25 protein-coding genes are annotated in these 25,046 nt (G+C 69.6%); 5 read left to right on the forward strand and 20 right to left on the reverse strand.

Annotation, left to right across the window (positions count from 1 at the left end):
• Window positions 1-4: 4 nt before the first annotated feature.
• The 8 genes from CLV49_RS18445 to CLV49_RS03240 all read right to left on the reverse strand — a co-directional run bounded on the left by CLV49_RS18445 (window position 5) and on the right by CLV49_RS03240 (window position 7,544).
• The gene (locus tag CLV49_RS18445) at window positions 5-745 is read right to left on the reverse strand and encodes a hypothetical protein (protein ID WP_208019906.1); all 741 of its coding nucleotides are present in this window, start codon (window positions 743-745) and stop codon (window positions 5-7) included.
• A 77-nt stretch (window positions 746-822) separates the two neighbouring features.
• A complete protein-coding gene (locus CLV49_RS03210) occupies window positions 823-2,199 on the reverse strand; it encodes an FAD/NAD(P)-binding protein (RefSeq protein ID WP_106562242.1) in 1,377 nt (458 codons plus the stop codon).
• Window positions 2,200-2,270: 71 nt separating this feature from the next.
• Window positions 2,271-3,335 (reverse strand): polyprenyl synthetase family protein, encoded by a 1,065-nt coding sequence (locus tag CLV49_RS03215; RefSeq protein WP_106562243.1) that lies wholly within the window; start codon window positions 3,333-3,335, stop codon window positions 2,271-2,273.
• Window positions 3,336-3,404: 69 nt separating this feature from the next.
• A complete protein-coding gene (locus CLV49_RS03220) occupies window positions 3,405-3,917 on the reverse strand; it encodes a GNAT family N-acetyltransferase (RefSeq protein ID WP_106562244.1) in 513 nt (170 codons plus the stop codon).
• An 88-nt stretch (window positions 3,918-4,005) separates the two neighbouring features.
• On the reverse strand, window positions 4,006-4,320 hold the full coding sequence (locus CLV49_RS03225) for a hypothetical protein (RefSeq protein ID WP_106562245.1): 315 nt from the start codon (window positions 4,318-4,320) through the stop codon (window positions 4,006-4,008).
• Between the two features lie 17 nt (window positions 4,321-4,337).
• The gene (locus CLV49_RS03230; RefSeq protein ID WP_106562246.1) at window positions 4,338-5,927 is read right to left on the reverse strand and encodes an APC family permease; all 1,590 of its coding nucleotides are present in this window, start codon (window positions 5,925-5,927) and stop codon (window positions 4,338-4,340) included.
• Window positions 5,928-6,004: 77 nt separating this feature from the next.
• Window positions 6,005-6,805: an MBL fold metallo-hydrolase gene (locus CLV49_RS03235; protein WP_106562247.1), complete on the reverse strand. Its 801-nt coding sequence runs from the start codon at window positions 6,803-6,805 to the stop codon at window positions 6,005-6,007.
• 22 nt (window positions 6,806-6,827) lie between these two features.
• A complete protein-coding gene (locus CLV49_RS03240; RefSeq protein ID WP_279432427.1) occupies window positions 6,828-7,544 on the reverse strand; it encodes a demethylmenaquinone methyltransferase in 717 nt (238 codons plus the stop codon).
• A 134-nt stretch (window positions 7,545-7,678) separates the two neighbouring features.
• Between CLV49_RS03240 and CLV49_RS03245 the strand changes: the two genes are divergently transcribed.
• Window positions 7,679-8,230 carry a hypothetical protein gene (locus CLV49_RS03245; protein WP_106562248.1) on the forward strand — a complete coding sequence of 184 codons (552 nt, stop codon included), beginning with the start codon at window positions 7,679-7,681 and terminating at the stop codon, window positions 8,228-8,230.
• Between the two features lie 65 nt (window positions 8,231-8,295).
• Window positions 8,296-9,546: an isochorismate synthase gene (locus CLV49_RS03250; RefSeq protein ID WP_341810884.1), complete on the forward strand. Its 1,251-nt coding sequence runs from the start codon at window positions 8,296-8,298 to the stop codon at window positions 9,544-9,546.
• A 25-nt stretch (window positions 9,547-9,571) separates the two neighbouring features.
• On the opposite strand, the gene CLV49_RS03255 is transcribed toward CLV49_RS03250, so the two are convergent.
• The 3 genes from CLV49_RS03255 to CLV49_RS03265 are packed head-to-tail and all read right to left on the reverse strand — an operon-like array spanning window position 9,572 to window position 12,678.
• The gene (locus CLV49_RS03255) at window positions 9,572-10,420 is read right to left on the reverse strand and encodes a PPK2 family polyphosphate kinase (RefSeq protein WP_106564852.1); all 849 of its coding nucleotides are present in this window, start codon (window positions 10,418-10,420) and stop codon (window positions 9,572-9,574) included.
• A 59-nt stretch (window positions 10,421-10,479) separates the two neighbouring features.
• On the reverse strand, window positions 10,480-12,246 hold the full coding sequence (menD, locus tag CLV49_RS03260) for a 2-succinyl-5-enolpyruvyl-6-hydroxy-3-cyclohexene-1-carboxylic-acid synthase (RefSeq protein ID WP_106562249.1): 1,767 nt from the start codon (window positions 12,244-12,246) through the stop codon (window positions 10,480-10,482).
• A 9-nt stretch (window positions 12,247-12,255) separates the two neighbouring features.
• On the reverse strand, window positions 12,256-12,678 hold the full coding sequence (locus tag CLV49_RS03265) for a PLD nuclease N-terminal domain-containing protein (protein ID WP_106562250.1): 423 nt from the start codon (window positions 12,676-12,678) through the stop codon (window positions 12,256-12,258).
• Between the two features lie 137 nt (window positions 12,679-12,815).
• On the opposite strand from CLV49_RS03265, the gene CLV49_RS03270 reads away from it, so the two are divergent.
• Window positions 12,816-13,079 (forward strand): DUF4229 domain-containing protein, encoded by a 264-nt coding sequence (locus tag CLV49_RS03270; RefSeq protein WP_243696781.1) that lies wholly within the window; start codon window positions 12,816-12,818, stop codon window positions 13,077-13,079.
• Between the two features lie 83 nt (window positions 13,080-13,162).
• On the opposite strand, the gene CLV49_RS03275 is transcribed toward CLV49_RS03270, so the two are convergent.
• The 4 genes from CLV49_RS03275 to CLV49_RS03290 form a co-directional block, all read right to left on the reverse strand.
• Entirely contained in the window at window positions 13,163-14,131 is a 969-nt protein-coding gene (locus CLV49_RS03275; RefSeq protein WP_424979037.1) for a 1,4-dihydroxy-2-naphthoate polyprenyltransferase, read from the reverse strand.
• A gap of 261 nt (window positions 14,132-14,392) precedes the next feature.
• Entirely contained in the window at window positions 14,393-15,583 is a 1,191-nt protein-coding gene (menE, locus tag CLV49_RS03280; RefSeq protein ID WP_106562251.1) for an o-succinylbenzoate--CoA ligase, read from the reverse strand.
• Window positions 15,584-15,602: 19 nt separating this feature from the next.
• Window positions 15,603-16,508: a 1,4-dihydroxy-2-naphthoyl-CoA synthase gene (locus CLV49_RS03285; RefSeq protein ID WP_106562252.1), complete on the reverse strand. Its 906-nt coding sequence runs from the start codon at window positions 16,506-16,508 to the stop codon at window positions 15,603-15,605.
• A gap of 52 nt (window positions 16,509-16,560) precedes the next feature.
• A complete protein-coding gene (locus CLV49_RS03290) occupies window positions 16,561-17,568 on the reverse strand; it encodes a hypothetical protein (RefSeq protein WP_106562253.1) in 1,008 nt (335 codons plus the stop codon).
• 56 nt (window positions 17,569-17,624) lie between these two features.
• Here CLV49_RS03290 and CLV49_RS03295 point away from each other — a divergent pair, with 56 nt between their 5' ends.
• Window positions 17,625-18,617, forward strand: coding sequence for an o-succinylbenzoate synthase (locus CLV49_RS03295; protein ID WP_106562254.1), 993 nt, complete (start codon window positions 17,625-17,627; stop codon window positions 18,615-18,617).
• A 107-nt stretch (window positions 18,618-18,724) separates the two neighbouring features.
• Here the strand turns inward: CLV49_RS03295 and ccsB are convergent, their stop codons facing one another.
• The 5 genes from ccsB to CLV49_RS03320 form a co-directional block, all read right to left on the reverse strand.
• Window positions 18,725-19,738 (reverse strand): c-type cytochrome biogenesis protein CcsB, encoded by a 1,014-nt coding sequence (gene ccsB / locus CLV49_RS03300; protein ID WP_106562255.1) that lies wholly within the window; start codon window positions 19,736-19,738, stop codon window positions 18,725-18,727.
• 70 nt (window positions 19,739-19,808) lie between these two features.
• Window positions 19,809-21,518: a cytochrome c biogenesis protein ResB gene (resB, locus tag CLV49_RS03305; protein ID WP_424979035.1), complete on the reverse strand. Its 1,710-nt coding sequence runs from the start codon at window positions 21,516-21,518 to the stop codon at window positions 19,809-19,811.
• 64 nt (window positions 21,519-21,582) lie between these two features.
• On the reverse strand, window positions 21,583-22,317 hold the full coding sequence (locus tag CLV49_RS03310; protein ID WP_243696779.1) for a cytochrome c biogenesis CcdA family protein: 735 nt from the start codon (window positions 22,315-22,317) through the stop codon (window positions 21,583-21,585).
• The gene (locus CLV49_RS03315) at window positions 22,314-22,931 is read right to left on the reverse strand and encodes a TlpA family protein disulfide reductase (RefSeq protein WP_106562256.1); all 618 of its coding nucleotides are present in this window, start codon (window positions 22,929-22,931) and stop codon (window positions 22,314-22,316) included. The genes CLV49_RS03310 and CLV49_RS03315 overlap by 4 nt, the downstream gene beginning before the upstream one ends.
• Window positions 22,928-23,563, reverse strand: a complete 636-nt coding sequence (locus CLV49_RS03320) for a histidine phosphatase family protein (RefSeq protein WP_106562257.1) — start codon at window positions 23,561-23,563, stop codon at window positions 22,928-22,930. The genes CLV49_RS03315 and CLV49_RS03320 overlap by 4 nt, the downstream gene beginning before the upstream one ends.
• A gap of 81 nt (window positions 23,564-23,644) precedes the next feature.
• Here CLV49_RS03320 and aspS point away from each other — a divergent pair, with 81 nt between their 5' ends.
• Complete coding sequence (gene aspS, locus CLV49_RS03325; protein ID WP_106562258.1) at window positions 23,645-24,985, forward strand: aspartate--tRNA(Asn) ligase; 1,341 nt, start codon at window positions 23,645-23,647, stop codon at window positions 24,983-24,985.
• Window positions 24,986-25,046: the final 61 nt, after the last annotated feature.

Raw genomic sequence — 25,046 nt, forward strand, 5'->3', positions numbered from 1 at the left:
GTGATCAGGCGGAACGGCGTCCGATCCGGGCGATGAGGATCGCGGCCACGAACACGGCACCGTACTGCATGGCCGTCGTGATCGTGCCGAGGACCACGTTGCTCACGAGGTTGGTGAGGAAGCCGGGACCTGTTCCGAAGCTGAGGAGCAGCATCAGGAGGAAGTACCCGGCCGCGCCGAGACCGATCGCGATCGCCGCGCTCTTGAGGAAGGCCGGTCGCGTGACCGCCGACTCGATCGGCGAGAGGAACGCGGCACCGACGAAGGCCAGGCCGGCGAACACGAGCGGGATGAGCGAATACCCGAAACTCTGCCCGACGAAGCCGACATCCGCCCCTGTCACGGCACCATAGGAGAGGTTGCGGATCAGTCCGAAGATCGCGAGGAGGAGCACGTACGCACCCACGGCGATTCCGCCGATGAGCGGCTCCCGGAGCGATCGCTTCGGGCGCGGAGCGCCGTCGGAACCGGGAGCAGCACCGTACGGCTGCTGACCGTAGCCGTGTGGCGGCTGACCGTACGGCTGCTGACCCGGCTGGCCGTACGGCTGCTGCGGCTGCTGCGGCTGCGGCTGCGGCTGCTGACCATATGACTGCTGGCCCGTCGGCTGACCATACGGCTGCTGAGGCGGCTGACCATACGGCTGCTGCGAGGGCTGACCATACGGCTGCTGCGACGGCTGCCCGTACGGCGGCTGCGGCTGTCCCTGCCCCGGGTTCTGGTCGGCGTTTCCCTGATTCGTCATGCGGTCAGCCTATTGAGGTACTCCCGCGGCACGAAGCGGTTGCGGGGTGGAGAACTCCCCACCTCGCCGGAGCCGTCCTAGCGGTCGGCGGCCGGAGCGGCACCGCCGAGGGAGACCTCCACCATCTCCTCGCGGGGAACGACCTTCACACGCTCACGACCGCGCGCGGCTCCCAGGGCGAGCTCGTGCTCGTCGAGACGGTGCCAGCCGTCGAGCGTCGTGAACTGCACGCCGCGCTCGGCGAGGAGCGCTTCGACGCTCTCCTCGTCGGGCTGCGACGGGCTCCACCAGTTGGCCTGATCGGAGACGAGGTGGGAGATCGTCTCCATCGCGTCGGACTTCGTGTGGCCGATGAGGCCGACGGGGCCGCGCTTGATCCATCCCGTGGCATAGATGCCTGGCACGATCTCGTTGCTCTCCGCGTGCAGCACCTGACCCTCGTGGTTCGGGATCACGCCGTGCTCCTCGTCGAAGGGGATGCCGTCGAGCGGCGAACCGAAGTACCCGACCGCGCGGTAGAACGCCTGGATCGGGACCTCGCGGATCTCGCCGGTTCCGACGACCCCGCCCTCTCCGTCCGGGCGGGTGCGCTCGTACCGGAAGGCCGCGACCTTCCCGGTCCCATCGTCGACGAGCCCGAGCGGCTTCGCGTAGAAGTGGAGGTGGAGCCGGCGGCTCGCGGCCCCCGTCTCGCGCTTCCGCCACGCCTGCAGCACGCGGTCGATCACCATGACCTGCTTGTTCGAGGCGACGGCAGCCTTCGAGGCGTCGTCGTAGTCGAAGTCCTCGTCGTGGAGGATCATGTCGACGTCGCGCAGCTCTCCGAGCTCGCGCAGCTCGAGGGGTGTGAACTTCACCTGCGCGGGGCCGCGGCGACCGAACACGTGCACGTCGGTCACGGGCGAGGCGGCGAGGCCCTCGTAGACGTTGTCGGGGATCTCCGTGGGCAGCAGGTCCTCGGGGTGCTTCACGAGCATGCGCGCCACGTCGAGGGCGACGTTGCCGTTGCCGAGCACGGCGATCTCGCGCGCTTCGAGGGGCCAGGTGCGCGGCACGTCGGGGTGGCCGTCGAACCAGTTCACGAAGTCGGCGGCGCCGTAGGAGCCGTCGAGGTCGATGCCCTCCACGCCGAGGGGTGCATCGCGGACCGCGCCCGTGGAGAAGATCACGGCGTGGTAGTGGGCCTTGAGGTCCTCGAGCGTGATGTCGGTGCCGAAGTTCACGTTGCCGAAGATGCGGATGTCGCCGCGGTCGAGCACGTCGCGGAGGGCGTTGATGATGCCCTTGATGCGCGGGTGGTCGGGCGCGACGCCGTACCGCACGAGACCGTACGGAGCGGGGAGACGCTCGAAGAGATCGATCGACACGTCGAATGCGCGTTCCTGTTTGAGGAGGATGTCCGCGGCGTAGATCCCTGCCGGGCCGGCTCCGACGATCGCGAGTCTCAACTTCACGTGTGCGTTCTCCTTCGGTCGGGCGAGGCTCTGGGCCTCTGCTCGATGTGTCGCGCCGCGAACGGCGCCTGTCAGCTGTTGCGTTCGACGATCGAGTCGGCGAATCGCGTGAGCGCGGTCTTGATGGGCCCCTTGGGCAGCGGGGCGAGGGCCTCGACGGCTTCGCGCGCCCAGCGGTGCGCATCGGCAAGGGTTCGGGCGGTCGCCTCGTGCGCCCGCAGTTCCGCTATGGCGGCGTCGAAGTCGGCCGCGTCGGCACCGTCCGCCGCCTTGGCGCCGCGGTCGATTCGCTCGAGGAGCGCAGCCGACGCGGAGTCGGTCGCTGCGTGCTCGCGGAGGTAGATGAGCGGGAGCGTCACGACGCCCGCCTTGATGTCGGTGCCGGGCACCTTGCCGGTCTCATCGGGTCGGGTCGACAGGTCGATGACGTCGTCGACGAGCTGGAAGGCGACTCCCACCTTCTCGCCGTACTCCACCACCGGCTCCTCGTACTCCTTGGACGCGTTCGAGAAGATGACGCCCGCGCGGGCAGCGGCCGCGATGAGCGAGCCGGTCTTGTCGGCGAGCACCTGGAGGTAGTGGGCTCTGGCGTCTTCGCCGTTCTTCGGCCCGACGGTCTCATGGAGCTGACCGAGTACGAGGCGCTCGAACGTCTCGGCCTGAAGACGGATGGCTCCCTCACCGAGGCTCGCCATGAGGTTGGATGCGCGGGCGAAGAGCAGGTCGCCCGTGAGGATCGCGATGGAGTTGCCCCACACCGTGTGCGCGCTGGGGACCCCACGACGGCGGTCGGCGTGGTCCATGACGTCGTCGTGGTAGAGCGAGGCCAGGTGGGTGATCTCGATCGCCTTCGCCGCCGTGACCACCTCGTCGACGGCTCCGTCACCGAGCTGGGCCGTGAGGAGGAGAAGCATCGGGCGCACGCGCTTGCCGCCGGCCTCGAGGAGGTACCGGCTGGTGGCGTCGGCGAGGTCGTCTGTAAAGCTCAGTTCGGCCGCGAGGCTCGCTTCGACGGCGTCGAGACCCTCCTCGGTGGCAGAAAGCAAACGCTTCGTCTCGGGGGTCGCGAACATCCGTTCGGCGAGCCCCAACTGCTTGGACAGGCTCGACCCTCGCGTGGGGGCGCTTGGATTCACTCTCACAGCCTATCCGAGCGGTCATGCCCTGCCGACGGGGTAGCGGCGGACTGGCAGGTAGTGCCGTGATCAGCGGACGAGGAGCACCTCGGCCAGATCGGCGATGTGCTCGTCGAGCTTGCGGGTGCCGTCCCACGTGAAGCCGTGACGGGCGTAGAAGCGCCGGGCGCGCGGGTTCTGCTCCGCCACCCAGAGCTGCGCCGGACCGTCACCGAGCACCGCATCGAGGAGTGCGTCCCCGATCCCCCGGCCGTGCACCTCCGCGAGCGTGTAGATCATGCTGAGCTCGGTCGCTCGCTTCTGCACACCCGGTCTGCTCGGCCCCGCCGAGGCGAATCCCACGATCCGCCCATCGAGCTCGGCGACGCGGACGGTGGAGCGGATCTCGCCGGTGAGCGAGCGTGCGACAGCCTGGGTCCAGAACGCCCGCCGCTGCTCGAGCGCCTCGTCGCCGTACATCTCCTCGGGCACGAGCCCGGCGTACGTCTCGCGCCAGCTCGTCACGTGCACGAGGGCGAGCGCATCGGCGTCGCCGCCGCGGAGCGGACGGATCACGAGGTCGACGGAACCGCCGTCGACCATGCGTCACTCTCTTTCCGTGGGGGAACAGTGCAGCGATCCTACCGGCCGGCCAACGAACGGAGGAGCGGCTCGAGGAGTCCGCGACCACTCAGATGACGACGAATGCAGCGACCAGTGCCGAGAGGAGGGCACACAGGGAGAGGACGACAGCCCGCGCCCAACCTTCAGACGGTCGACCCACCACACCGCCGACGATCGCCGCGAGTTGGGCCACGATCGCCGTCAGGGTGGAGGGGATCGCCACGACGAGATCCCCAGGCGTGTCGACCTCTCGCCACGACGCTCCGATCGTTCCGAACACGAGGACGGTTGCGGCGACGAGGAAGACCACGCGATTGACGGTGAAGGTGAATCCGCCGAGGATGTCATCGGTCCGCCTGGCTGAGACGTCCTTCTTGGTCACAGCATCACCGTAGCGGACTACGTCAGGCCGCCGTCGATCGAGCGGCCGTAGGTCTCCGGCTCGTCCGGGACGAGCACCTCGGTGTCGCGGTTGAGCGATTCCCCGCGGAAGAAGGGCTTCGATTCGGAGAAGAGGGCCCACACGACCATCAGTACGACGCCGAAGAGCAGCGAGCCGACACCGACGACGAAGGTGCCGCCGACGCCGAAGAGCACCGTGTATCCGTAGTCGGGGTCGAGCATGTCGATCGCCGACTGCACGAACGCGTAGGCGAGCATGAGCGCACCGAGGAGCGGAAAGAGGCCCTTGAAGAAGAAGTCCCGGGCCGACCGGAAGAGGTCACGGCGGAAGAACCAGACGCACGCGAAGCCCGTGAGCCCGTAGTAGAACGCGATCGCGAGGCCGAGGGAGAGGATCGAGTCCTGCAGGATGTTGTCGCTGATGAGCGTCATGACCACGTAGTAGACGATCGCGACGACACCCATGACGAACGTCGAGAACGACGGCGTGAGGAAGCGCGGGTGGACCGAGGCGAATCGCTTCGGCAGGGCCTTGTACGCGGCCATCGCGAGCGTTCCACGAGCCGTCGGGAGGATCGTCGTCTGCGTCGACGACACGGCGGAGACGAGCACCGAGATCACGAGGACGAACGAGAGCGGACCGAGCACCGGATCCTTGAGGGCGAGGAAGACGTCGCCGGAGATGTCCTCGTTGGCGAGCCCGATGCCCGTCTCGCCGAGCCCGGCGAACGACATCGCCGCGACGGTGACGGCCACGTATGTGACGACGAGGATGAGCGTCGAGAGCACAGCTGCCCGACCGGGGATCTTCTCGGGGTCCTTCGTCTCCTCGTTGAGGGCGAGGCATGTGTCCCAGCCCCAGTAGATGAAGAGCGCGAGGAGCACGGCCTCGATGAAGCCGGAGTAGTCGGTGAAGGCGAGCGGGTTGAACCAGTCGAGCGAGACGGGCGTCGCGTTGGGGGCGTCGCCCGTCGCGACCTTCACGAAAGCGACGACGACGAAGAGCGCGAGGGCGATGTACTGGATCGCGAGGAGGACGTTCTGGATGCGCTCGCCGATCTCGACACCGCGATAGCTGATCCAGCACATCGCGGCGATGAACACGACGCCCGTGAACGTGACGAGAGGAACGTTCTTCGCGAGCGATCCGTCTCCCACGAGCAGCCAGAGGTACTGGCCGGCCACCTGGGCGAGGTTCGCGAGGACGACGATGCCCGCGATCGCGACCCCCCAGCCGCCGAGCCAACCGACCCACGGACCGAAGGCCTTCGTGGCCCACGTGAACGTGGTGCCGCAGTCGGGGACCGCACGGTTGAGCTCGCGGTAGGCGAAGGCGATGAAGAGCATCGGCACGAACGCCACGATGAAGGCGATGGGGGCTTGGGCGCCGACGGCCATGACCACGAAGCCGAGCGTCGCGACGAGCGAGTAGACGGGGGCAGTGGAGGCGAGCCCGATGACCACGGACCCCCAGAGACCGAGGGTTCCGAGCGCGAGCCCCTTCGAGCCCGTGGGCGGATTCGGATCGGTACCAGGGTTCTTCGCTCCGGTCGCCACAGTGCGTCCAGAACCGTCGGGTGCGCTCATCCTCGAAAGATATTCCCGGCACCCCCGGGTGTCAACGTGAGCGCGGCTCGGATGGTCTCGTCGCGTGGTCCGGGTCCTCAGCCGCCCGACGCGCCTCGTCTCGACGCGATGTGTCGCGCCACGATCTCCGCCAGGCGGTCGGCGCCGAACGCATCGCCATGCCCGGGGTAGACCGTGCGGACGTCGAGCGAGAGGAGCCGTTCGAGCGAACGGACGTACGCGGCCTGGTCGGCACCGTCGAGCTCGTCGAACAGCACGTCGTCGTACACGACGTCGCCGGAGAAGAGGGCTCCGTCGTGCTCGTCGAACAAGGCGACGGAACCCGGCGAGTGCCCTGGGAGATGCAGAACGGTCAGCCGGCGGTCGCCGAGATCGATCGTGTACCCGTCCTCCACCTCGACCACGCCGCGCGGTGCCCTGACGGAATAGCGCGCCACGTCGAAGCCGTGATGCGGGACGGCGGAGAGGAGCCACTCCCCCACGTCCGCCCGGATGGACGCATCCGTGATGCCGAGGAGGTCCAGTTCGGTCCCACCGTGGAGGCTCGCCTCCCGAGGGTGCGCGAGGTCCTCGGAGGCGTGGGCGTGGACCGCCGGGAACGCCGACGCTCCCCCGGCGTGATCCAGATGGGCGTGCGTGACGACGACGACCGGGTCGCGCTCGATCAACCAGGGGCCGACGCTCGGGAGCGGAACGACTCCGAGCCCGGTGTCGACCACGAGATCCCGGTCACGTCCTCGGACGATCCAGACGTTCGCGGCCACGAGCGGGTCGACGTGCGGCTCGTCGATCTGGAGGATCCGTCCGTCCCGCGACGGACGAACACGGAACCACGGGTCGGCGACGGGCAACGACGGGATGCCAGCGCCTCGCGTCATCGGCCCACCGATCGAGCGCGCGTCAGGCGGTCTCGAGCGGCTTGCGCCCGCGGTGCAGGGCGACGATGCCACCCGTGAGGTTGCGCCACGCCACGTCCCGCCAACCTGCCTCGCGCAGCCAGCGCGCGAGCTTCGGCTGCGCCGGCCAGTCCTTGATGGACTCGTCGAGGTAGTCGTAGGCGTCGGAGTTGGAGCTCACGACCTTCACGACCGTGGGCATGACGTGGTCGAGGTAGAAGTCGTACAGGCCACGGAAGGCGCGGTTCGGCGGCGTGGAGAACTCGCAGATGACGATGCGCCCGCCCGGCTTGGTGACGCGGAGCATCTCTGCGATGGCCTTCTGCGGGCCCTCGACGTTGCGGAGGCCGAACGAGATGGTGACGGCGTCGAACTCGGCGTCATCGAACGGCAAGGCGGTCGCGTCGGCCTCGACGAACTCGATGTTCCCGAGGTGGCCGAACTGGCGGCGCCCCACGTCGAGCATGCCGGGGGAGAAGTCGGCGGCCACGATGTTCGCGCCCGAGGCGGCGAACGCTGCGCTCGACGTGCCCGTGCCGGCGGCGAGGTCGAGGATGCGCTCGCCCTTCCGCGGCGCGACGGCTCGCGTCGTGGCGATGCGCCACAGGCGGTCGTTGCCGACCGACAGCACCGTGTTGGTGCGGTCGTAGTGCGTCGATACCTCGTCGAACATGGCCGAGACCTGACCGGGCTGCTTCGAGAGATCGGCTTTGTTGTTCACCCGTTCAGTCTAGGCGCGGCGATCCGGGCGAACCTGGGGGTCGCGGCGAGCGCATTCGTCCCCCATTCGTGACCGGCGCACGGTGGACAGGGCCGTGGTCACGACGGAGACTGGAGAGGAGGGTCGGAGGCGACATGCGGATCGGATCGAGGGATCGCGGACCGGTTGCGGCGAGCGCGCTCGCGGTCCTCGCGCTCACGGCCGCCGCTCTCCTCGGCTGCGCGGCCGAGTCTCCCGGTACGAGCGATCCGGCGACGATGACGCCGACCCCCACGGACGTCGCTCCGCCGGTTACGGGGGCCGCCTCCGCCGAACCGCTCGACGACGGCGAGTACCGCGCGGCCGTCTACGTTCCGACGAGCGGGACGATCGTCGGCGACGAGAACCTCGCCGCCGGTACCCTGATCGATTTGGGAAACGGCTGCCTCGGCCTCGAGGCAGAGGACGGCGAGCGCGCCCTCGTGGCCTTCCCCGCCGGCACGACACTCGAGAACGGTCTCGTCTCCGCCGTCGGGATGGACGCGTTCGGGCTGGACCAGCCTTTGCGTTACGCCGGCGCGCTGGGCTCCACCACCGACGGCGCCTTCTCGCTGAGCATGCCGGCCGGCTGCCCGTCGGACACGACGGACGTCTGGTACTTCGTCGTCCCGTCGAGCGCCGGATCAGGCTCGACCGACGACGACTGAGTGACGAGCCCCTCCCGGTCGCTCTCACGGACCGAGGCCTCGTCCGCAGGCCTAGGCTGGAATCCGTGAGTCCCGCAGCCGCCCCCTCCACCGCCCTCGTCGCGACCACAACGCGCGCCGACGGGATCGGACCGCTCCTGGCGTACGCCGACGGGGAACGTCCCCTCGCATGGTTGCACCGCGGGGACGGCATGGTGGGGATCGGCGAGGTGCTCCGGCTCGAGTTCACAGGCCCCGATCGCATGCGCCAGGCTGCGGCCGCGTGGCGAGGAATCGCCGAGGCCGCGACGGTCTCGGACTCCGTCCGCGTCCCCGGTTCGGGTCTCGTGGCGTTCGGCACCGTGGCCTTCTCCGCCGCATCAGAGGTGCCGAGCACGCTCATCGTGCCGCGCACGATCGTGGGTCGGCGCGGCAGCCACACCTTCGTGACGCGCATCCGACAGGCGGACGAACCGGATGACACGGCGCGACTCGTGCCGTCCCGGCGCTTCGGCGACGAGTTCCGCATCTCCCTCGGCGCGGGGTCCGAGACGGCGGACGGCTACGTCCATCACGTGGAGCAGGCGATCGAGCGCATCGCCGACGGCGACCTCTCCAAGGTCGTCCTCGCTCGCGAGCTCACGGGCCGCGTGCCGGCCGGGGCCGACCTGCGCCGCGTGCTCACCGACCTCGCGCTCGGTTACCCCGACTGCTGGACGTTCGCCGTCGACGGTCTCATCGGGTCGAGCCCGGAGACGCTCGTGCGCGTCGAGGACCGGACGGTCGGGGCTCGCGTCCTCGCGGGCACGGCCTCTCGGGGAACCAACGCGGACACCGATCAGAAGGCGGCGCTCGCGCTCGTCACGTCGAGCAAGGACCAGGACGAGCACCAGTTCGCCGTCCGTAGCGCGGTGGAGACACTCGCCCCGTTCACCCGTCACCTGACGACGAGTGAGGTCCCGTTCGCCCTCAAGCTCCCGAACCTGTGGCATCTCGCGACGGATCTCGAGGGCGGGCTCGCGGGTGACGCCTCCTCGATCGATCTCATCGACGCGATGCACCCGACCGCTGCCGTCGCCGGGGCACCACGCGCCGAGGCCGTCGCTCTCATCTCCGAGCTCGAGCCCTTCGACCGGGGACGGTACGCCGGCCCGGTCGGCTGGGTGGACGCCGCGGGCGACGGCGAGTGGGCGATCGCCCTACGGTGCGCGCAGGTGGCTCCGAGCGGCGCCGTCACGGCGTACGCGGGCTGCGGCATCGTCGTCGACTCCGACCCGGCGGCCGAACTCGCGGAGACGCGCATGAAGTTCCGTCCCATCGTCGAGGCGTTCGGCTGATCGACGGAGGGGCGGCGCGACGCCGTCAGCTCGCGGCCAGGCGCGCCTTCTCATGCTCGACGTCGAAGTCGGCCGCCGGCCACTGCGGGTCGATCCCCTCGAGCGCATCGATGAGGAGCTGCTGCACCGCGAGGCGCGCGTACCACTTCCGGTTCGCGGGAACGACGTGCCACGGCGCCTCCCCGGTCGACGTGCGTTCGATCGCGAGCTGATACGCGTCCTGGTACGCGTCCCACAGCAGCCGCTCGTCCACGTCACCGGGGTTGTACTTCCAGTGCTTGTCCGCCCGGCCGAGGCGCTCGGCGAGGCGTTCCTTCTGCTCGTCCTTCCCGATGTGCAGCATGACCTTCACCACCCGGATGCCCCGCTCGACGAGCCCGCGCTCGAAGTCGACGATCGCGCCGTACCGCCGCTCGATCTCGTCGGGGCCGGCGAGCGAGCGGACCCGGCCGATGAGGACGTCCTCGTAGTGGGAACGGTCGAAGACGCCGATGACACCGGGGCCCGGAACACGGCGCTCGACGCGCCAGAGGAAGTCGTGCGCGAGCTCCTCCTCGGTGGGCTTCTTGAACGCCGTGATCAGGACGCCCTGCGGGTCGACGGCGCCCACGACGTGGCGCATGATCCCGCCCTTGCCCGCCGTGTCCATCGCCTGGACGATCAGCAATACACCGTCCGTGGCGCCGCCCGTGCTCGACGCGAAGAGCCGCTCCTGCAGATCGGACAGCCGCGGGACGTTCTCCTCGAGCGCTGCCGCGCCGCGCTTCTTCGCACCGTGTCCGTTCAACTCGTCGGGGTCGAATCCCGGCGTCGCGGAGGGGTCGATGTCGGCGAGCCGGAATCCCTGGCCCACGCGGAGAGCTGAAGCATCCATGACGCCATCCTCGCGACTCCATGTCGCGAGCGACACCCCTGGACGGACCGTCGACGCGGTCAGCGTTCGAGCGGGACCTCGATGAGGGTCGGAGAAGCGGTCTGCGCCGTGAGAGCCTGATCCAGTTCCGCACGCGTCGAGACCCGGACGTGCTGCCAGCCGAAGCCGCGGGCGATCGCCTCGAGGTCCACGTCGCGCGGCGTGTAGAGCACCCGTTCGACGTCGTCCTCGCGAGCGGTCGCAGCCACCTCGAGACCGTCGAAGATCGTGCCGCCCCCGTCGTCGCCGACCACGAGCTGCAGGCGGGGCGGGGTCTCCCCCGCGGCGAGCAGCATGCCCCCGACGTCGTGGAGCGCCGTGAGGTCGCCGACGAGCACACGAGTGACTCCCGGGGTTCCCGCACGCTGACTCGCCGTGGCGATGCCCAGTCCTGTCGAGATCGTTCCGTCGATGCCGGCGAGGCCGCGGTTCGCGTGCACCCGGATCTTCTTGCCACCGACCGCCTCGTCTGCCTCCCGGATGAGGCGGGAGGCCCCGAACACGAGCCGATCGTGCGGCCAGGTGGCGCGCCAGACCGCCTCGACGAGGAGCCTGCGGTCGATCGGCTGCCGTACCGCCGAGAACTCCGCCTTCACGTAGGCCAGGCGCTCGGCACGATCGTGGGAGTGCGCCGCCTCGAGATCCGGGGCCGTGTCGCGCGACTCCGCTTCGGCGATCGCGCGCGACGCCGTGACCCAGGATCCGAGCCATGCCCGGTCGATGGGACCCTCGACCACGGCGACGGACGACACGACCCGAACCGATCGGCGACCGGGGTTGTAGACCTCCCCTCCGGTCGGCGCCACGATCGTCACGTCGATGCCGTCTCGCGAGAGCAGGGCGGGGATCTCCCGACTGAGCGTGGGATGTCCGAAGACCACGGCGCGCTCGATCCGGCCGCCGAGTTCGGCCTCCGCCAGCAGTCGGCGATACGCGACAACGAGGTTCCGCCCGTAGCGCGCGTCGCTCGAGACCTCGGCGACGAGCGGCCAGCCGCCGGCATGGGCGAGCGCTTCGGCCGCAGGCCCTGCGGCGTGGCCCGCGATGACCACGGTGCGCTTGTCGCGGTCGAGCAGGATCGACGGCCGGTAGACCGCCGTCGCGGCGGCCGACGGCGGCAGCGTGAGGGAGCCGTCGTCCGAGAGCGCGTCGACGAGCTGATGCGGCACGTGCACGAACCCCGACGACAGCGGCTCGCGGAAGGCGAGGTTGAGGTGCACGGGACCGGCCCCCGCCTCACCTCGCCCGATGGCGTAGGACACAGCGTTGTCGGCCAGTTCGTCGGCCGCGCGCGCCTCGCTCCGGAGGCCGACGGGCGCGGCCACGTCCACCGCGAATCGGGTCGCACCGCCGAAGATACCCGGCTGCACGGTGGTCTGGTTGGAACGGATTCCGCGCAGCTCCTCCGGGCGGTCGGCGGTGAGGAGGACGAGCGGGATCAGGGAGTGGTGGGCCTCGAGCACGGCGGGGTGGAGGTTCGCGACAGCGGTGCCAGAGGTGACCACGACGGCGACGGGTCGACGGGTCTCGACGGCCAGCCCCAGAGCGAAGAAGCCCGCCGAGCGCTCGTCGATGCGCACGTGGAGAGCGATCGCACCCGCCCGCTCGAAGGCCGCCGCAGCGAGTGCGAGAGCCTGCGATCGAGATCCGGGCGACACGACGACGTCACGCACTCCGCGACGCACGAGACCGTCGAGGAGTCCGGCCGCGAACGATGTCGCCGGAGCCGGCGTCTCGTCCTCCGGCGACCTCTGATGTTCGGCTGAGGAGTCGGGGCGGTCGATCATGCCGCGACTCTACCGGTCGCGCGAATCGCCGTCCTGGCGGTCTGCTCCATGGTCGGCGGGATCGTCCGGCAGGGTGTCGGGGTGGCCGGCACCCGGCCCGCCGTCGTCAGGCGACTCGGAGTCGAGTGCGGCGAGCTCCTCCTCGAGCTTGCGGATGCGTTCGTCCTGCTCGGCGTCGCGGTTGAGGCTCACGAGGAATGCCGGGTCGTCGTCCGGCGCACGCGGGCCGGAAGCGACGGTCGGGTTCTTGCGTCCGCGTCCGATGAGGAACCACAGGACGAGACCGATGACGGGGAGGAGGATGATGATCGCGATCCACGCGGCCTTCGGAAGACCCCGCACGCGGGAGCTCGCCATCATGGCGCAATCGACCACCGCGTAGATGGTGACCACCACGACGATGACGGCGATTCCGAGGAGCAGGCGGGGCATGATCCCATCGTAACCGCCCAAGCTGGACGTGGTCCGTCTGAGGCCGAGCCGTTGACAGACCGCGCAGCCCCCTCGTCGCTCGCGCCGTCGACGGGCTCCGGGCGGGCTCACCGGCGACCCGACGTAGACTGATCCGCGTGAATCGCGTGCCTCCCGTCCTCGTCTACACGGTCCTCCGGTTGCTCGCGTTCTTCGTGCCTCTCGGCATCCTCCTCGTCCTCCGCATCGAGCCGTGGATCGCCGCGGTGCTCTCCGCGCTCATCGGCCTCGCCGTGTCCTTCATCCTGCTGCGCACGCCACGGGAGAAGGTGGCCGAGGGCATCTACGACCGCCGACACGGCAGGCACACCCCCGACACGACGGACGAAGACGCGGAAGACGCACGGGACGCGACCTCCTGAGACGCGACGTGCGGGCTTTCGTCCCCCGGACGTTCGGGAGGAGACGGAAGCCCGCACGTCGGCGGGGTGGTGGCGCGGTCTGATCAGAACGCGAGTGCCCAGAACCACGCAAGGCCGTAGAGCAGCTGCGTGATACCCACGAGACGCAGGGCGATGATGAGCTCCCGCGGCTGCTGCGCGGTCACGACGATGACACATGCCGGCAGGGCTGCGAGCAGGGCGAAGAGGGAGAACCACAGCTCCGGGTAGAGGAACGCGACCCACGACGCGAGCAGGAACGGCGCGAGCAGCAGCACGACGAACAGCACACGCGACGCCGTGGAGCCGATCAGGACGCTGAGCGTCCGCTTGCCCACGAGGCGGTCCTGGTCGCGGTCGCGCAGGTTGTTGACGAGGATCGCCGAGCACGCGATGAGCCCGGCTCCCGCCGCACCGAACCAGGCCTCCTGGCTGAGCGTGCCCACCTGGACGAACATCGTGCCGAGGGTGGCGACGAGTCCGAAGAACAGGAAGACGAACACCTCGCCGAGTGCGTAGTAGCCGTACGGGCGCTTGCCCCCGGTGTAGAACCAGGCCGCCGCGATGCAGGCAGCCCCCACGATGAGGAGCCACCAGTACTGCGTGAGGACCGTGAGGACGATTCCGGCGACCGCCGCGATGCCGAAAAAGGCGAAGGCGACGATGAGCACCGAGCGTGCGCTCGCACGTCCGGAGCCCACGAGCCGCGACGGACCGACGCGCACCGCGTCCGTGCCGCGGACGCCGTCCGAGTAGTCGTTCGCGTAGTTCACCGCGATCTGAAGCGACACCGCGGTGACGAGGCAGAGCAGCGCCCTCACCCAGTGGTACTCGCCGGGGCCGCCCGCGAAGATCGCCGCGCCGGTTCCGATGAGCACAGGGGCCACGGCCATGGGGAGCGTGCGGATGCGTGCACCGCCGACCCAGTCGCCGAAACGGGCGGGCCGCACTTCCTGCAGTCTGCGCGCGGCGGGGTTGCCGCTCTTGCCCTTCGGGGCACGCGATCCACCGGCGACGCCCGCCTGGGCGATCACGCGCGCTGCGCCCGACTTCGAGTCGATCGAACGCTGCTTCGCCGCGCGCTCCTGCTGCGTGCGGCTCGGGGTGGCGGCGCCCTTCTTGCCCGAATCCCGCCCCTTCTTCGCCGCAGCGTCCGGCGTGCCCGCCGCACCCCCCGACGTCGATGAGGTGCCGCCCCCGAGCGAACCCGCCGGGTCGAGTCTCTGTTGTTTCGCAGCCACGTGCCGACCTTTCGTTTCGCAACAGATTCTAGGGTGTTCGGCCGAGAACACTCGTCATGCGCCGATGGGTCCCGTAGCGGACGGGTCAGCGCCGGCCACGATGCGAGCGACCGCGATCCTGTCGGGCTTGCCGCTCGCGAGGAGGGGAACGGTCTCGACCGGGACGATCTGCCGAGGACGCGCCGCGACCCCCAGACGCTCGCCGATCCGCGAACGGACCTCGTCGAGCGAGACCGCCCCCTCGTCCGCCGAACGAGAACGGCGATCGACGACGACGATCGGCACGGCTCCCCACCGGTCGTCGTCGACCCCGACGACCACGGCGTCGCCGAGGCCCGGGAGGTCGCGCACCGCCGCCTCGACGCGGTCGAGGGAGACGTTCACCCCGCCAGAGACGATGACGTTGTCGAGTCGCCCGAACACGTCGAGGACGCCGTCCTCGAATGCCCCGGCGTCGCCCGTGCGGAACCAACGGCGCCCGCCGTCCTCGGAGAACGCCGCTGCGGTGCGGGCGTCGTCTCCGAGGTAGCCGAGCGCGAGCGTCGCACCCCCGATCTCGATCTCGCCGTCGGCGACACGGACGTCGACGCCGTCGAGCGGACGGCCGTCGTAGACGCAGCCTCCCGCCGTCTCGCTCGACCCGTAGCTGCGGACGAGGCGCACACCTGCGGCCTCCGCACGGTCGCGGAGCAGGAGGGGAACCGCCTGGCCACCCACGATCACGGCGTCGAGGGAGGCGAGCGCCTCCGACCCGGCCGGATCCGAGAGCAGTCGCGCCAGCTGCGCGGGGACGAGGGCCGTGTAACGGCGATCCGCGCCGGTGGCTGCAGTGTCGACGGCTCGCGCGAACCGCTCCTCCGAGAACGGGCCGACCGAGACGGGTTCGGATCCGGCGACGATCGAACGCACGAGCACCTGCACCCCGGCCACATAGTGCGCGGGCATCGCGAGCACCCAGCGACCGGGCCCGCCGAGCGCCGATTCCGTTGCGCGTGCGCTGCCGAGGAGGGCGTCGGCCGACAGCGCCACGCGCTTCGGGTACCCGCTCGAGCCGGACGTCGCGATGACGACGGCGACCTCGTCCGGCACGGATTCCGACGCGGGTGCGGCGTCGGCGACGGAGAGCGGAGAAGCGCCTTCGTCGAGAGGCTGCACGGCCGCCCCTGTGCCATCGAGAGCCGCCGCGATGGAGACCAGGAGACGGGACGGTTCTCCGGCCCCGATACGGACGAGCGACCTGCTCACGAGACGGATGGACGCGCGGTCAGTACTGCCACGGGTAGGGCGCCCAGTCGGGCTCGCGCTTCTCGAGGAAGGCGTCGCGCCCTTCGACCGCCTCGTCGGTTCCGTAGGCGAGGCGCGTGGCCTCGCCGGCGAAGACCTGCTGCCCCACGAGTCCGTCGTCGACGGCGTTGAAGGCGAACTTGAGCATGCGGATGGCTGTCGGCGACTTCCCGAGGATCGTGCGCGCCCATGCGAGCGCCGTCGACTCGAGCTCGGCGTGCGGAACCGCCGCGTTGATCGCGCCGGTGGCGAGCGCACGTTCCGCCGAATACTCCTCGGCGAGGAAGAACACCTCACGCGCGAACTTCTGCCCCACCTGGCGGGCGAAGTAGGCGCTGCCGTATCCCGCGTCGAACGACCCGACGTCGGCGTCCGTCTGCTTGAACTTCCCGTGCTCGAGGCTCGCGATCGTGAGGTCGCAGACGACGTGGAGGGAGTGTCCACCGCCGGCGGCCCAACCGGGCACGACGGCGATGACGACCTTGGGCATGAAGCGGATGAGGCGCTGCACCTCGAGGATGTGGAGGCGCCCCGACCGGGCGGGCTCGACCGTCTCGGCGGTGTCGCCCTCGGCGTAGCGGTAGCCGTCGCGTCCGCGGATCCGCTGGTCCCCTCCCGAGCAGAACGCCCAGCCGCCGTCCTTCGGGCTGGGCCCGTTGCCGGTGAGCAGGACGACACCGATGCGCGGGTTCTGACGCGCGTCGTCGAGCACGCGTGCGAGCTCGTCCACCGTACGCGGCCGGAAGGCGTTGCGGACCTCAGGACGGTCGAAGGCCACGCGGGCGACACGTCCGTCGTTCGTGTGGTGGTAGGTGATGTCCTCGAGGTCGGCGAAGCCGGGGGCCTCGGTCCACTCGGATTCGTCGAACAGCTCGGAGACGCTCATCCGGCCAGTTTAAGCCCGCCGGCACGCGTCGACCGCTCGCTGCCGATCCCGGTCACGCGAACACCTCGAGCACCGTACGCAGGATGAAGACGGGCACGGGCGAACACAACGACAGGAGCAGGAGCGCATACAGCGGGCGAGCTCCCCCGACGGGGATGCGGAGCACCCTGCCGCGCACGGCGAGCACGATCGCCCAGACGAAGAACCCGGCCTGCACGAGCCCGACCGCGATCAGGCCGAGCCCGATGAAACCGGCCGATTCGTCGTCGAGGTTGAGGAAGACGAAGATCGTGACGACCACGATGCCGGCGAGCACGGCCGAGGTCGTCACGAGCCTCGAGACCTGGGCGCGGTGCCGCTCGAGGATCGACGTCGGAACGACGGGGCGCTGGGTGCCCGTCGCGAGTTGCCGCACTCGTTGCGCCGCCTGGCGCGGTGTCGCGTCCGTCGGGATACCGGCGGCGCGCGTCGCATCCGCGAACGCATTGGCCGTGCCGCCCTCGGAGGCGTAGCGCGCGATCGCCGACTGGGCCCGATCGAACGTGGCCGGGTCGTAGGCCCGCACAGCGCTCGAGACCGCATCGGGTACGCCCTCTGACAGGGTCCCTCGCTCCTCGGTCGCTGCGCGCACCTGCTCGAGGGCCGATGCTCCCCCTGGCACGGAGGCGGTCATGCCCGCGAGTTCGGGCACGGCGTCGTCGAGGGCCGAGAGGTCGACGCTCGTGCCGTGGGCGAGACCCGGGATCGTGGTCGCGGAAGCGAGTGCCGCGAGCGTCGGAACGACGGGCTCACCGGACTCCGTCGCGAGGGAGGAGCCGGGGCGCAGCGCGTGGAAGGACGAGACCGGGGGCATCCAGCTGCCGGGGGCCACGGGGGCCGTGAGACTCGATTCGCCATCGACGTGCGGCTTCCATGCACCGGCCGGCATGTACGCCGGGAGCACGTGCTGCCACCACCCGTCGGGGAGGTCAGCGCGGGGCTCGTCCGCCCCGGAGGCCGCCGCGACCCGTCCGTTCTCGTCCGGGACGGCGCCGGTCGGCTCTACCTCGTCGCTCGCCATACTGCGATTGTGTCAGGTCACCCGTCGGAACGGGCTCCGGATGCGAGACTGGGGCCATGGATCCGACCGCCGCATCGAAGCCGGGTACCGAGGACCTCCTCGCGTCGGCCCACGTCGTCTCCCTCCCTCTCGCCACGCGATTCCGTGGGATCACGACGAGGGAGGCCGTCGTGTTCGACGGGCCGCTCCGGGCCACCGAGTTCTCCCCCTTCGTCGAGTACAACGACACCGAGGCCGCTGCGTGGCTGCGGGCGGCGATCGACTTCGGCTGGGTGGAGCAGACGGCCGTCCTCCGCGACAGCATCCGTGTGAACGCCACCGTTCCGGCCGTCGCCACCGCCGACGTGGAGAGCGTCCTCGCTCGCTTCCCCGGCTGCCGCACGGCGAAGGTGAAGGTGGCTGAGGCCTCGCAGTCACGAGCGGACGATGTGGCGCGCGTCGCCGAGGTGCGGCGTGTGCTCGGCCCGGAGGGGCGCATCCGTGTGGATGCGAACGGCGGATGGAACGTGGACGAGGCGGAGCACGCCATCCGCGAGCTCGCCCCTTTCGATCTCGAGTACGTCGAGCAGCCGTGCGCGAGCGTCGACGAGCTCGTGGAGCTCCGGGCGCGCATCGGGTGGATGGGGGTCCCCATCGCCGCCGACGAGAGTGTGCGGAAGGCCGACGACCCGCTCGCCGTGGCGCGGGCGGGTGCGGCCGACGTCCTCGTCGTGAAGGCGCAGCCCCTCGGGGGCGTGGGCCGAGCGCTCGAGATCCTGGCCGCGAGCGGACTCCCCGTGGTGGTGTCGAGCGCCCTCGACACCTCGGTCGGTCTGTCGATGGGCGCACGCCTCGCGGCAGCGGTGCCCGACCTGGATTTCGACTGCGGGCTCGGCACGGCGGCCCTCCTCGCCGCCGATTTGACCGACGACCCGCTCCTCCCGGTCGACGGCGCCATCCCGGTGCGCGACGTCGTGCTCTCCCCCGCGCTGCTCGAGCGCCATGCAGCGTCCCCCGAGCGCACCGCCTGGTGGCACGAGCGCATCACGCGCACCCACGCCCTCCTCTGACCGCGCTCCCGCACTCACCCTCTCTCACACCAAAAAGATCGCGATACACCCCGTGTTTTCGGGCTGTATCGCGATCTTTTTGGTGTGAGTGTGTGAGAGAGGACGGATCAGAGGCCGGAGTAGGCGTGCAGTCCCTTGAAGAAGACGTTGACCACGCCGAAGTTGAACATGACCGCCGCGAAGCCGATGATCGACAGCCAGGCCGACCGGGTTCCGCGCCAGCCACGGGTCGCGCGTGCGTGGATGTAACCCGCGTAGATGACCCAGATGATGAAGGTCCAGACCTCCTTGGTGTCCCAGCCCCAGTAGCGGCCCCAGGCGCTCTCGGCCCAGATGGCGCCGGCGATGAGCGTGAACGTCCAGAAGATGAAACCGATGATGCTCACCCGGTAGGCCATGTTCTCGAGGCGCTCGGCGCTCGGAAGGGTGGCGAGGAAACGGAGCCGCAGCTTCGACAGTTCGAGCTTCATCGCCTCCTGCCGGCTCTGGATGAGTTGAACCACCGAAAGCGCGAAGCCGAGCGCGAGGAATGCGGTTCCGAGGCTCGCCACGAAGACGTGCACAACGAGCCACGCCGACTGCAGGGCCGGCGGCAACGGGGCGATCTCCACGTAGAAGTTCCAGGACAGCCCGAGCAGCACGACGACGAGGCCCGTGACGAACGTGCCGAGGAAACGGAGGTCCTCGCGCGTGAGAACGACGAGGAACACCGAGATGATGAGCAGCGTGCCCGTCATCGCGAACTCGTACATGTTCGCCCACGGCACGCGCTCGGCTGCGATGCCGCGCGTGATCGTCGCTGCGAGGTGGACGAGGAAACCGAGGACGGTGAGGGCGACTCCGACACGGAGGGACGGTGAGCGCGACGCGGTGACGCGTGCTCCGTTGCTCGGCGTGGCCGGTCGTTCGACCGTGAGGGTGCCGGAGCCCCGCGACCCTGCGGCACCGGCTGCGGTCGAGGCGCCGGCGTTGCGCTCGACGGCGCTCGGCACGGCCGACTCGGCGCTCAGTCGCACCTCGCTGCTGCGGCGCGCGAGATCGAAGGTGAAGGCGATGAAGGCGAGCGCATACAGCGCGAGGGCCGTCCAGAGCGCCAACACCGAGAAGTCGTTGAGATTCACCTGTTCAGACTACCTCTCGAAGCTGTGGAACAGACGGCCGATGAGGTCGACATCCGCGTCATTCCGGCCGTCACGGTCGCTCGACGCCGAGGGCCGTTCCGTGCCGGTAGGCGAGCGCGTCCACCGCGTCGGCCAGGCCGGGATCCTCACCGCGGGCGAGGCCCGCGTACTCCACCCGCACGCCGGATCCGGACTCGTCCGCGGTATCGTCCGCGGACGCGGCGGACACGGGGTGCACCGCGACCCACACGCGGCGGCGCGGGACGAAGAGCGACGTCAGCAGGCCGAGCACCACGAGGACGGCGAACACGAGCACCCACACCTGACTCGGGTCGTTGTGGATGTCGAGCGACGCGAAGCGCGGCACCGACCCCGAGTAGTCGCCGGCCGCCGCATCGGGGTTCGCATTCTCGAACTCGATCGAGCCGAGACCGTTCGGCAACTCCGCGGTGTCGCCCGGGCTCAACTGGATCGCCTCCACGTCGGAGTCGCGACCGGCGACCTGCGTCATCTCGTCGGTGTTGAGGGTGTAGACGGAGCGCGGAACACCGTCGTCGATGCCGAGGTCACCCGTGTAGACGTTGAGCGACAGGATCGGGAGCACGAGGTCGGGATAGGTGGACGTGAAGGCACCGTCGTCGAGCGGCTGGGCGGTCGGGTAGAAGAATCCGACCATCCCGACCTGCTCCGAGAGACCGTCGGGGATCTTCACGACGCCGATCGAGGTGAGATTCGCGTCCTGCGGGAGGAACGGCACCGAGTCGGTGAACACGACCTTCCCGTCGGGGTCGCGCACGGTGATCGTCGGCGCATAGCCGTTGCCGAGCAGGAACACGTCGGTGCCCTCGAAACGCAGCGGGTGGTTGACCTTGATCTCCTGATCGGAGGACTCCCCGTCCGGCGTGGTCGTCGTGACGTGCGCCGTGAAGTCGATCGGCTGGCCGTACGCGTCGAGGTTCGCCGTCTCGTACGTCACGTCGAAGGAGTCGAGATTCAGCGCGTACGGGGAGAGGCTGTCCTCGTCGAAGAACCGACCGGGATTGATCGAGTCGTAGTCGATCACGGAGTTGACGAACGACTGCCCCTCGACGACGACGCGCTGGCCGGAGTATCCGAACCCGCCGCCCACCCCCACGGCGATGAGCACGCCCACGAGGGAGGCGTGGAAGACGAGGTTGCCCGTCTCACGGAGGTACCCGCGCTCGGCCGACAGCGAGCGCACGCCGCGCTGCTCGTACTCCTCCACCCGGTAGCGGGACGAGGTGAGGATGGATCGCGCCTCGGCGAGCGCCGTCTCCACGTCGACGTCCGCATACGTCTCCTCGCGGTGATCGGCGAGGCGGGAGAGTCGGGCGGGAGTGCGCGGCGGTCGGGCGCGCATCGCGTCGAAGTGGTGCTTCGTGCGCGGGATGATGCAGCCGATGAGCGAGATGAACAGAAGGATGTAGACCGCGGAGAACCACGGCGAGCTGTAGACGTCGAAGAGCTGGATCTTGTCGAGGATCGGCGCGAGGTCGGGGTTGTCGGTGAAGTACTGGGTGACACCGTTCGGGTCGCTCGAGCGCTGCGGCACGAGCGAACCGGGGATGGCGGCGATCGCGAGCAGCAGGAGCAGCAGGATCGCCGTCTTCATGCTCGTGAGCTGCCGCCAGAAGAAACGCAGCGAGCCGATCACGCCGAGCTTCGGCGAGACGGGACCGTCGCCCTGCGCGACCGTCGACGACGCTTCCGACTCCGCGTTCTCCCCGTCCAGTTCCGGGCGGGCGTTCGGGTCGTCGATGCGGTCGGAGGGTCCGCGACCGCCCGCGGATCGGGCGGGCCGTGACGGCTTCTCGGGACGTGGGTCAGATGGGGAGCTCAAAACCGTACATCACCCCCTGCAACTGGTACATGATCATGGTCCACACGCCGGAGACCATGAGGACACCGACGATGATGAGCAGCACGCCGCCCACGATGTTGACCGCGCGGATGTGGGTCCTGAGGAACGCGACGGAACGCGTCGCCCAGCCGAGGCCCAGCGCGATGAGGATGAAGGGGATGCCGAGCCCGAGGCAGTAGCCGAACGCCAGGAGTGCGCCCTGCCAGGCCGACCCTCCCGTGAATCCCATCGAGAGCACCGCAGACAGCGTCGGCCCGATGCACGGCGTCCACCCGATCGCGAAGACGGCTCCGAGCAACGGGGCGCCGCCGAGTCCCGTCGCGGGGAGCCACGAGAGCTTCGCCGTGCGCTGGAACGCACCGAATCGGCCGATGAAGACGAGGCCCATGAGGATGACGACGACACCGAGCACGCGTGTGATGACGCTCTCCCACTGGACGAACCACGCGCCGATCGCACCGAAGGCCGCTCCGTAGAGAACGAAGACCACGGCGAATCCGAGCACGAACAGGGAGGCGCCGAGCACGAGCCGTCGGCGATCGCGAGCGCCGTCGCCCTGGAAGCCGCCGACGTAGCCGAGGTAGCCCGGCACGAGCGGCAGCACGCACGGTGACGCGAACGACACGAGTCCCGCGAGCATCGCGAGGGGCACGGCGACCAGGAGGGAGCCGCTCGTGATGACCTCGCCCGGATTCACTCCGCGGTCTCGGCGATCGTGTCGCGGATGAGGGTGTCGAGGATCGACGCGTCGCGGAGCTGCCCGACGATGCGCGCCGCGACACGACCCTCCGCGTCGAGCACGATCGTCGTCGGCACGGCGTTCGGCGGAACGTCGCCGGAGAACGCGAGCTTCACGGCGCCGTCGTTGGCGTCGATGATCGACGGGTACTCGATACCGAAGGTCTCGTCGAACGAGATCGCGGTGTCCGCCTGGTCCCGCACGTTGACGCCGAGGAAGGACGCGCCCTCACCGTCGTACTGGGCGCTGAGGTCCACGAGGTCCGGCGCCTCGGCGCGGCACGGCGCGCACGCGGCGTACCAGAAGTTCACGACGAGGACCTCACCGAGGTAGTCGTCGGACGACACGGCGTCGCCGTTCTGGTCGATGCCCTCGAACTCGATCGGCTCGGCCCGATCGTCGACCGCGATCTCCGTCCAGCTGCCGTCACCGGCGACGTACCCCTTGCCGCTGCCCTCGCGGTACTGCTCGGCGAGGGGGTCGTTGACGCACCCGGTGAGGACGAGGGCCGCTGAGGCCAGGAGGGCGGCGATGCCGGCGAGCCGACGAGTGGTTCTGGTCAAGCTCGTCACACCGCCCCGACATCGGTCGCGGCTGTCGCGAGTCCAGCGGCCGGGTCGCGGTACGCGACCTCGACGAAGGAGTCGCCGCGGCGCTCGAGCGTCGTGATGCTCGACAGGGCGCAACGGCGCTTCCGCGGGTCGTGCGGGAACGGCGTGCCCGTGACCGTGGAGTGCACCATCCAGATGGGCAGCTGGTGGCTGACGAGGACGACGTCGCCGGCGGGCGTCGACTCCCACGCATCGGTCACGGCCGCGAGCATTCGCTCGGAGATGGACCGATACGGTTCGCCCCACGACGGGAGCCGGGGATTCCGGAGCGCGAACCAGTTGATCGGGTTGCGCACGGCCTTCGCCATGACGAGCCCCTCGAAGTGGTTGCGGGGCTCGATGAGGCGCTCGTCGGTCTCGATGTCGAGACCGAAAGCGGTCGCGACGGGCGCTGCGGACTCCTGCGTGCGCTGCAGCGGCGAGGCGATGAGCCGCGCGACGGGGGCGTGCTCGTCCTGCAGAGCGAGCGCAGCGGCCCCGGCCATGCGTTCGCCGAGCGTCGATAGCCGGAAACCGGGGATGCGTCCGTAGAGCACGCGCGAGGGATTGTGGACCTCGCCGTGCCGGACGAGATGGATCCGGGAGGCAGACACCCGATCATTCTACGTTCGTGCCGCCTGAACGTTCGCCGCAGCCGCGGCCGCCCGCGTCCACCCCGAGTAGGCTTGACCCCCGTGAGCAACCGCACCCTCGTCAAGAACCTCGCCGCCCTCGAGGACGGCCCCGTCAGCGTTTCCGGATGGGTCGAGACCGTCCGCGATCAGAAGAAGGTCCAGTTCGTCGTCCTGCGCGACGAGTCGGGCGCCGTACAGCTCGTGAACCCCGCCGTCCGCGAACTCGTGGAGGGTGACGCATCGAGCGCTGAGCGCCTCGCGGTGACGGAGTCGATCTCCGCTCTCGCGCACGGGTCCTTCCTCACCGTGACCGGAACCCTCAAGCACGACGAGCGCGTCAAGCTCGGCGGGCTCGAGGTCAAGGTCGAGTCGCTCGACGTCGTGGCCGAGTCGCTGCCGGAGGCCCCGATCGCCGCCGACTCGAGCCTCGACAAGCGCCTCGACTGGCGCTTCCTCGACCTGCGCAACCCGAAGCAGAACCTCATCTTCCGCGTGCAGACCACGATCGAGCACGCGTTCCGCCAGTACTGGATCGACAACGACTTCATCGAGCTCCACACCCCGAAGCTCATGGCCTCTGCGAGCGAGTCGCGCGCCGAACTCTTCGAGGTGGGCTACTTCGACACCACCGCGTACCTGGCCCAGAGCCCGCAGTTCTTCAAGCAGATGGCGCAGCCGGCCGGCTTCGGCAAGGTGTTCGAGATCGGCCCGGCGTTCCGTGCCGACCCCTCCTTCACGAGCCGCCACGCCACCGAATTCACGAGCGTGGACGCCGAGATCAGCTGGATCGACTCGCACGAAGACGTCATGCAGCTGCACGAGGAGCTCCTCGTCGCGGCGTTCACCGCGGTGAAGGAGAAGCACGGCGAGGCGCTCAAGGAGCATTTCGACCTCGACGTCGTCGTGCCGTCACAGCCGTTCCCCCGCATCCCGCTCGCCGAGGCGAAGCGCATCGTCGCCGAGCGCGGATACGAGGTGCCCCGCGCCGACGACGACATGGACCCCGAGGGCGAGCGCCGCATCTCGGCGTACGTGAAGGAGGAGTTCGGCCACGACTTCGTGTTCCTCACGGACTACGCGTCGAGCATCCGGCCGTTCTACCACATGCGCCACGAGGGCGATTCGTCGCTCACGAACAGCTACGACCTCATCTTCAACGGCGTCGAGATCTCCACGGGAGCGCAGCGCGAGCACCGCGTCGACGTGCTCGTCGAGCAGGCGAAGGAGAAGGGTCTCGACCCGGAGGAGCTCGGGTTCTACCTCGATTTCTTCCGCTACGGCGTGCCGCCGCACGGCGGCTTCGGCATGGGCCTCGCGCGCGTGCTCATGCTGCTGCTGGGCGAGCAGTCCATCCGTGAGACGACCTACCTCTTCCGAGGCCCCACCCGCCTCCTCCCCTGACCTCCGCACCACCCCACACCAAAAAGATTCCGATACAGCATGGAATTCCGTGCCGTATCGG

The organism is Labedella gwakjiensis (genome assembly GCF_003014675.1).
GTDB lineage: Bacteria > Actinomycetota > Actinomycetes > Actinomycetales > Microbacteriaceae > Labedella > Labedella gwakjiensis.

Bases quoted from the DNA above. Each gene is read 5' to 3' on its own strand.
- CLV49_RS03295 (WP_106562254.1), top strand. From the start codon at position 17,625: ATGGATCCGACCGCCGCATCGAAGCCGGGTACCGAGGACCTCCTCGCG.
- CLV49_RS03220 (WP_106562244.1), bottom strand. From the start codon at position 3,917: ATGGTCGACGGCGGTTCCGTCGACCTCGTGATCCGTCCGCTCCGCGGC.
- menD (WP_106562249.1), bottom strand. From the start codon at position 12,246: ATGATCGACCGCCCCGACTCCTCAGCCGAACATCAGAGGTCGCCGGAG.
- CLV49_RS03235 (WP_106562247.1), bottom strand. From the start codon at position 6,805: ATGACGCGAGGCGCTGGCATCCCGTCGTTGCCCGTCGCCGACCCGTGG.
- CLV49_RS03245 (WP_106562248.1), top strand. From the start codon at position 7,679: ATGCGGATCGGATCGAGGGATCGCGGACCGGTTGCGGCGAGCGCGCTC.
- CLV49_RS03255 (WP_106564852.1), bottom strand. From the start codon at position 10,420: ATGGATGCTTCAGCTCTCCGCGTGGGCCAGGGATTCCGGCTCGCCGAC.
- CLV49_RS03230 (WP_106562246.1), bottom strand. From the start codon at position 5,927: ATGAGCGCACCCGACGGTTCTGGACGCACTGTGGCGACCGGAGCGAAG.
- CLV49_RS03290 (WP_106562253.1), bottom strand. From the start codon at position 17,568: ATGGCGAGCGACGAGGTAGAGCCGACCGGCGCCGTCCCGGACGAGAAC.
- CLV49_RS03265 (WP_106562250.1), bottom strand. From the start codon at position 12,678: ATGCCCCGCCTGCTCCTCGGAATCGCCGTCATCGTCGTGGTGGTCACC.
- CLV49_RS18445 (WP_208019906.1), bottom strand. From the start codon at position 745: ATGACGAATCAGGGAAACGCCGACCAGAACCCGGGGCAGGGACAGCCG.
- CLV49_RS03285 (WP_106562252.1), bottom strand. From the start codon at position 16,508: ATGAGCGTCTCCGAGCTGTTCGACGAATCCGAGTGGACCGAGGCCCCC.